The organism is Methylophaga sp. UBA5088 (assembly GCF_002414625.1).
GTDB lineage: Bacteria > Pseudomonadota > Gammaproteobacteria > Nitrosococcales > Methylophagaceae > Methylophaga > Methylophaga marina.
Genome location: NZ_DIAC01000002.1, coordinates 5,440 through 11,505, shown reverse-complemented (window position 1 = coordinate 11,505; position 6,066 = coordinate 5,440). Strand labels below are relative to the sequence as shown.

Below are 6,066 nucleotides of genomic sequence, written 5' to 3'. Positions count from 1 at the left end.
GTAGCATTTTATTCTGAACCAGCTGAATTAGGCCTTGAAGAGGATGCGGTGGTGGCTGTGTTCGGCATTGGACCTGACTCAGGCATCATCGGTGATTACATTGCACGTGCACCATCTGACGGTAATACTGGTCCTGATAAATATGCTCATTTTTCAGTTGCTTATCAAATCGGCGAGTGTTCAACAGCTGATGATGAATTCGGCTCAACAACTTGTGACGAAGAGTCAGAGTGGGAAATTGAAGACATTAAAGTTGTAGCTATTCTTGATGCAGGCGGCGACGCTTATGATGATGAAATCGCCGAAGCACGTGGTAACCAAGAAGAGTAATTCATCCTTACTCCAATGACCTGATTAGCAGGTCTCCTGAGTTGCTGTGGGTGGGAGGTTGCCCACCCACAGCCTTTTTAAGTTGTAGTTCATGTGGATTGAATACTCAAATGTCGTTAACCATTTTTCTTATCGAAAAGTCTTTTTTACAAAACTGTTTTTTGCTGTTTAAAAACGTTTTTGTAAAACAGTAAAGTCTGTTGTGATGTCTGACTCAAGCCTGTCTCCATATACCACTCTATCCAAGCAATCAGGTTTCACTATGCTGGAACTGGTAATTGTGGTCGCGATTATGGCGATTGTGGCCGGTAGTGCCATTATGAGTTTTGGTAATACCGCCAGTGATGCCCAACTACAAACAACCCGCTATAGCATGAAACAAATAGCGCAAGCGGTTGAAGCCTTTTACTCGGATAATAAAAATATTTCTGTTGTGTTCCCCCCTAACCGTGTAACACCGGCTGATCTTGATTTTCTATTTAATAAAGTCGATGTAAGTGAAGCCGAATGGTCAGTAGATTACCGACAAGGCTGGCGCGGTCCCTATTTAAAACAAGCCCAGTATATGTATGTGGATATTGGTGATGACCTGAAGACAAACGGTTCAGGATACCCTCAAATTATCGATTCAAACCCACACGAAGCGATACTCGCGATTCCTGACAGTTATGAGCACTACCCTGTTGTTGATGGTGTTTCTAAAAGTTTCAATGACTGTCCTGTCATCAACACATCAGATTGTCTGTTTGAGTGGTATTCACAAGCAAGCAATGCCGATACAAGAATAAACAAAATGGGACGACCATTTTTGTTGTTTGACCTTGATTTTATGAACTCACGCATTCCTGGTGATGGCATTCCTCGCATAGTCAGCCTGGGCCCAAATGGTATCTATGAACCTATGAGCTGCGACCGTTCAATCGACGGTGATTGCACACGTGATAAATTGTGTGGCTCAAGCGGAGATGATCTAGTCTTATGTCTTCGCTAACCTCGCACCAAACGCATTCATCATTAAAGGCTAAACAAAGCGGCTTTACGTTGCTTGAGCTAGTGTTGGTTATGTTTATTATTGCCTTGGTTGCCAGCACGCCATTGCTATTTATTGATGAACAAGATCAACAGTTACGTTACGAAGAAACAAAAGAAAAGATACGCTTAATCAAAAATGCTTTATTGCATCAAAAAACTTATCGCGATATGCCTCTTTATTCAGGTTTTATTATTGATAATGGTGTGTTGCCGTCGGCGAGTACAGCTGATTTACTCTCGGATAGCGATAATTGGTCAAAAAATTGGCTAACTAATAACGTTATTCACCCATACTTTGAAATAACTAGTAAAAGTGGCCAGTTGAGCCTTTTTAGTATTAGAAAAGGTCACTTTGGCCCTTATATAAATAACTACATTGATTCAGATGGTGTCATAAAAGACAGTTGGGGTAATGAATTTAACCTTGTCGTTGGTAATTCAGAAGGCGGCTCCACTGCCAGCTTAGCCATAATGGCTTCCCCCCCTTCTACTTCAGCTTATCCTGAAATCACAACAAGCATTGATGCTAGAGAATGGCAAATCACCTTAGCTGATCTCAACATTAACATTCTGAGTGCAAATACCTCAGAAGCGAGTTCTCATGTCGTTGCTTTACTCGTATTTAGAAATCAAACTGCCTCAGCAGAATCTGATAACTGGAGTACCTATCACTTCACTGCTGACATACCCGCTGCCGTGACAGATGTATCAGGTGGCTTACTATCATTAGGTCGCTTCAGCTCAAAGTCTGCCGTGTGGTATAGAGATGGCGAAGAAAGTACTCCATTAACAGCCTCAACCACATATATTCCTGCTGGTGAGCACCTATTGATCGTGGATCCAGATGCCTCGCTCGCACCATCATCGGCAAGCTATGACTATATCAAAGTCATTCCAGGCGCCTCCCAACCCACCATTACACTGAAGGTAAATTGATGTTTGAATCATTACTCAAAAAACCCAGTGGTAAAGGATTACTCGTTCTTAAAACGGATTGTTTAGGTCTTCACGCCAGCATTGTAACAGGCAATAAACAGGAATTAAGCGTGACACATAGCGCTACGTCACGCGAGGTTGAGCCGTTGGCAGCCATGATGGATGTGATCACCCAGTTAAAAAATGCCTCTGGCAAAAATTTACCGCGAGATGCTGTTTTATTACATATCAATACCATTCCCAGCCGTGTGGAGATGACACAAAGTGCAGATGTGTCAGGTGATATGAATCTGGCTGAAATGATGCGATGGGAAATGGACAGTGTTGTCGCGGATCAATCCCCTTTATGGGATCTGGGCTGGATTTTATATCAGCGTCACTACATTAATCTCGCTCAGTACGAGCAGCTTCTATCTTTAGTCATCACCGAAAAAAGACTCTCTGTTAAACATGGCGGTCGGAGTGCCATGCGCGTTGGCGAGATAGCGGTAAGAGAGCATTTTGCTACACAAGATCAGATTGCTGAATGTTTGGCTATTCAGGAAAAACTGCAATTACCTGATCAGCGTTTATTGACACAATGGCGTCCCTTACCCGATGGCGGATTAGATAACGAGATGTTAGGGGAACCAGCCTCACAGGCTGCGTACCTGTGCTCTGCTATGCCTATCACTCAGCATTTACAGTGGGTCAATGCGTTTAAGAAACTCAGTCATCAGAAAGGGTTTGCCAAACTCGAACTGAAACATGTCTACAGCATGGCAGGTAGTACTTTACCTTTAATTGATGCAGATGATGAACGTGTATTAATCACTGAGTTTCACCCCGCTTATGCATTTTGTGCGGTGGTTGAGCATGGAGTTTTGCAAGATATCATGATGTTTAAGGCCTCCAGCCAACCACTGGATGCTGAAGTTATTATCGAGTCACTCAATGAGCATCAATTTACTCAAGTCGATAATTGGATTGTCGCCAATATTGATGGGGTGGATGTCGAGTTTATTGAAGTAGTGGAATCAGGTATCAACTTGCGTCCACAATTTTTACCCAAAGCCAGCCCAATCAAATTGTCGGCCCAACAAAACAGCAAATTCAGTCACCTTGCTGAACTAGGTTGTGCCGCACATATGCTTGGCTTAGCGCCATTGATGGTATCGCCTCTTCCAGGCATGCCACCACCGGAACCGATTTATAAACGTAAAGCGTTTCGTATCTCGATGGCTGCTGCCATGGTGCCTGTCATTGTTCTGGGTTACGAAGGTGTGCGTCAGTGGCAGATACAACAGTTGCAATCCACGCTTGCCGCCAAAGAGAAACAACTCGACGCCTATGGGGATGATCGGGGCGTTCAAGCGAGTGATGTCAAAAAAGCAGAAAAAAATATCGCACAGTACAAATCACTCGAACAAGAACTCAACAGCCTGAATTACAAAAAAGAGCTGGTGCAGTCAGTGATGATAAAACGTCAGAATGTGATTGAGAAGCTACTGCCAACTCTGGCCCACAGCGTGAATGATGGCGTGATCATCGATTCATTGAATGAAACGAATTGGTATCAGTTCACTTTAACCGGTCGTGCCGTTGATCAAAACAGTGTGGATGAATTCAATCGCGTTTTATCAATCAATCTTCAACCTCTGAATTTATACATTCTTAATAGCCCAAGCCGACTCGATGGTCAGGATAGCTATAACTACAGTGGTGTTTATATCTTTGAGTTCACCATTCAACAGCGAGCATCGTTATGAGTGAATCCTTAAAAAATACCAGTCAGCGTGAAAAAGTATTGATTGCGGTACTCAGTGCCGTGCTGATTGTGTTTGCCTATTTTTTCTTCCGTGGCGCGTCTCTGGATAGACAAGTGCTGATTATTGAAGACCAGCTTAGTTCCATTGATAAAAAGTTAGACCGGCAAATTAAACGGGCTCAAAAGCCGATCAAACTCCCCGAGTACAACGGCAAAAAAATTGAGACTTCTGATATTAAAAAGCTTGAAAAGACCATTGAAGCTGAGCAAACCAGCCTGGAGGGTTCGGGGCATGTATTTGTGGATCTGACCAATGCCAGCGCTCTCCCTCAATTGCAGTCGGATATTACTCGCACGGCTGAACGTAACGGGCTATTGGTGATATCCAAACGACCACATCAAGGTGATTTGATTCAGATGGTGACAGGCAAAATGGCTAAACAAAATACCTTGAGCCAAGCCCCCAGCGGAGAGTTAAAACGTCCTTTGTACGACCTATATGTGTCGGGCAATTTTTATGCCTTGCAAAGTTTTTTACAAGAAATCGGACAACTGAATTATTCCGTCGTTTTAACTCGTCTTCGTATTAACACGACTGATCGCACTGCCCTATCAGGCAACCGTATGCTCGATATTGAAATGACCTTGGCCTTGTAATGAAACATCTTTCTCATCTTGCCCAATTCGAAAGCTATCTGGCCTACATGATTCAACATCATGCTTCAGATATGCATTTATCAATGAATACTTCGCCCGTGATGCGTATACATGGTTTGACTGAAGAGCAGACCCAGTTTGAACGTCTGGAACAGTTTGATTTACAAGCTATCTCTGAAGCCATCATGTCATCAGAACAGTTGAATACGCTGCATAATAAACGTAGTTGTGATTTTGGTTACAGTAGCGAGCAACATGAGCGTTTCCGTATCAATGCTTATTTTGAGCGCGGTAACTTAGCCTTTGCTGTGCGTTGGTTGGATGGTCAGTTTCACTCTCTGGAAAAGCTGCATCTGCCACCACAAATTGCAGAATTGGTGAAATTGAAAGATGGTTTAGTGTTGGTCACCGGTGCAACGGGTAGTGGTAAGTCTACAACACTGGCCAGTTTGATTAATGAAATCAATAAAGATCGCCCCTGCCATATTCTTACCATCGAAGATCCCATTGAGTTTATTCATCACAACCAAAAAGCCGTCATTCACCAACGTGAAGTCGGTGTGGATGTGCCCTCTTTTGCCGAGGCGATTCGTAACGCCATGCGTGAAGATCCGGATGTCATCTTGCTGGGGGAAATGCGCGATCTTGATACCATGCATGCGGCTATCACCGCTGCGGAAACAGGCCATTTGGTCTTTGCCACATTACATACTAACGATGCAGTTGGGGTCATCGATCGCTTAATTGGTATGTTCCCAGGCGATGAACAAAACACCATTCGTCAACAGCTATCAATGTGTTTACGTGCCGTAGTGACACAGACATTAGCAAGACGATCCGACCAACAAGGCCGTATTCCTATCAATGAAATTTTGATGGTTAATGGCGCGGTATCGCATCTTATCCGCGAGCATAATCCTTCACAGATCCGCTCCATTATGGAAACAGGTCGTTCTCTCGGGAATCAGACCTTTGAATATGCTCTAGCAAAACGGGTGCATGAACGTGCTATCTCGCATGATTTTGCCAGCAGACTGACATCACGCAAAGATCAGTTTGAAGCAGCCTTAAGAACATTAAAGGCACGTTAATATGGCGATTAGAGATAAAGCATTGATCAGTGCCGCTTTAGAACAAGGCCTTATCACCAGTGAGCAATATGAAACGGCACGCAAGGAAGCACGTCGCTTGCAGCGTGAAGAACTCTCGACCTTGTGTTATCAGCTGCGTATTCCTCTAAACCGTTTTATCCATGCCTTTGCAGCATTAAATGACTACCCGTTTATCCGTCCCGCACAATGCCTGCTCGATGAAAAACGTTTACAACGCCTGTCACCAACACTATGCAGACAACTGCGTATTCG

General features: G+C 43.8%; 7 protein-coding genes. All 7 read left to right on the top strand.

Annotated features, from left to right (window positions below; genetic code table 11):
- Positions 1 to 330 (top strand): hypothetical protein (locus tag B4K20_RS00260; RefSeq protein ID WP_289281438.1); only part of this gene is annotated, 330 nt, incomplete at its 5' end.
- Positions 331 to 535: 205 nt separating this feature from the next.
- Positions 536 to 1,321 (top strand): type II secretion system protein, encoded by a 786-nt coding sequence (locus tag B4K20_RS00255; protein ID WP_289284073.1) that lies wholly within the window; start codon positions 536 to 538, stop codon positions 1,319 to 1,321.
- Entirely contained in the window at positions 1,309 to 2,298 is a 990-nt protein-coding gene (locus B4K20_RS00250; RefSeq protein WP_289281436.1) for a type II secretion system protein, read from the top strand. Before B4K20_RS00255 ends, B4K20_RS00250 begins: the two co-directional genes overlap by 13 nt.
- A complete protein-coding gene (locus B4K20_RS00245) occupies positions 2,298 to 4,046 on the top strand; it encodes a PilN domain-containing protein (protein ID WP_289281435.1) in 1,749 nt (582 codons plus the stop codon). Before B4K20_RS00250 ends, B4K20_RS00245 begins: the two co-directional genes overlap by 1 nt.
- The gene (locus B4K20_RS00240; RefSeq protein ID WP_289281434.1) at positions 4,043 to 4,702 is read left to right on the top strand and encodes a hypothetical protein; all 660 of its coding nucleotides are present in this window, start codon (positions 4,043 to 4,045) and stop codon (positions 4,700 to 4,702) included. Before B4K20_RS00245 ends, B4K20_RS00240 begins: the two co-directional genes overlap by 4 nt.
- Complete coding sequence (locus tag B4K20_RS00235; RefSeq protein ID WP_289281433.1) at positions 4,702 to 5,793, top strand: type IV pilus twitching motility protein PilT; 1,092 nt, start codon at positions 4,702 to 4,704, stop codon at positions 5,791 to 5,793. The genes B4K20_RS00240 and B4K20_RS00235 overlap by 1 nt, the downstream gene beginning before the upstream one ends.
- A 1-nt stretch (position 5,794) precedes the next feature.
- Positions 5,795 to 6,066: hypothetical protein (locus B4K20_RS00230; protein ID WP_289281432.1), on the top strand; the 272-nt coding region annotated here is incomplete at its 3' end.

What these genes read in the sequence shown, in the direction of transcription:
- B4K20_RS00245 (WP_289281435.1), top strand. Translation starts at nt 2,298, where the DNA reads ATGTTTGAATCATTACTCAAAAAACCCAGTGGTAAAGGATTACTCGTT.
- B4K20_RS00255 (WP_289284073.1), top strand. Translation starts at nt 536, where the DNA reads ATGTCTGACTCAAGCCTGTCTCCATATACCACTCTATCCAAGCAATCA.
- B4K20_RS00240 (WP_289281434.1), top strand. Translation starts at nt 4,043, where the DNA reads ATGAGTGAATCCTTAAAAAATACCAGTCAGCGTGAAAAAGTATTGATT.
- B4K20_RS00250 (WP_289281436.1), top strand. Translation starts at nt 1,309, where the DNA reads ATGTCTTCGCTAACCTCGCACCAAACGCATTCATCATTAAAGGCTAAA.
- B4K20_RS00235 (WP_289281433.1), top strand. Translation starts at nt 4,702, where the DNA reads ATGAAACATCTTTCTCATCTTGCCCAATTCGAAAGCTATCTGGCCTAC.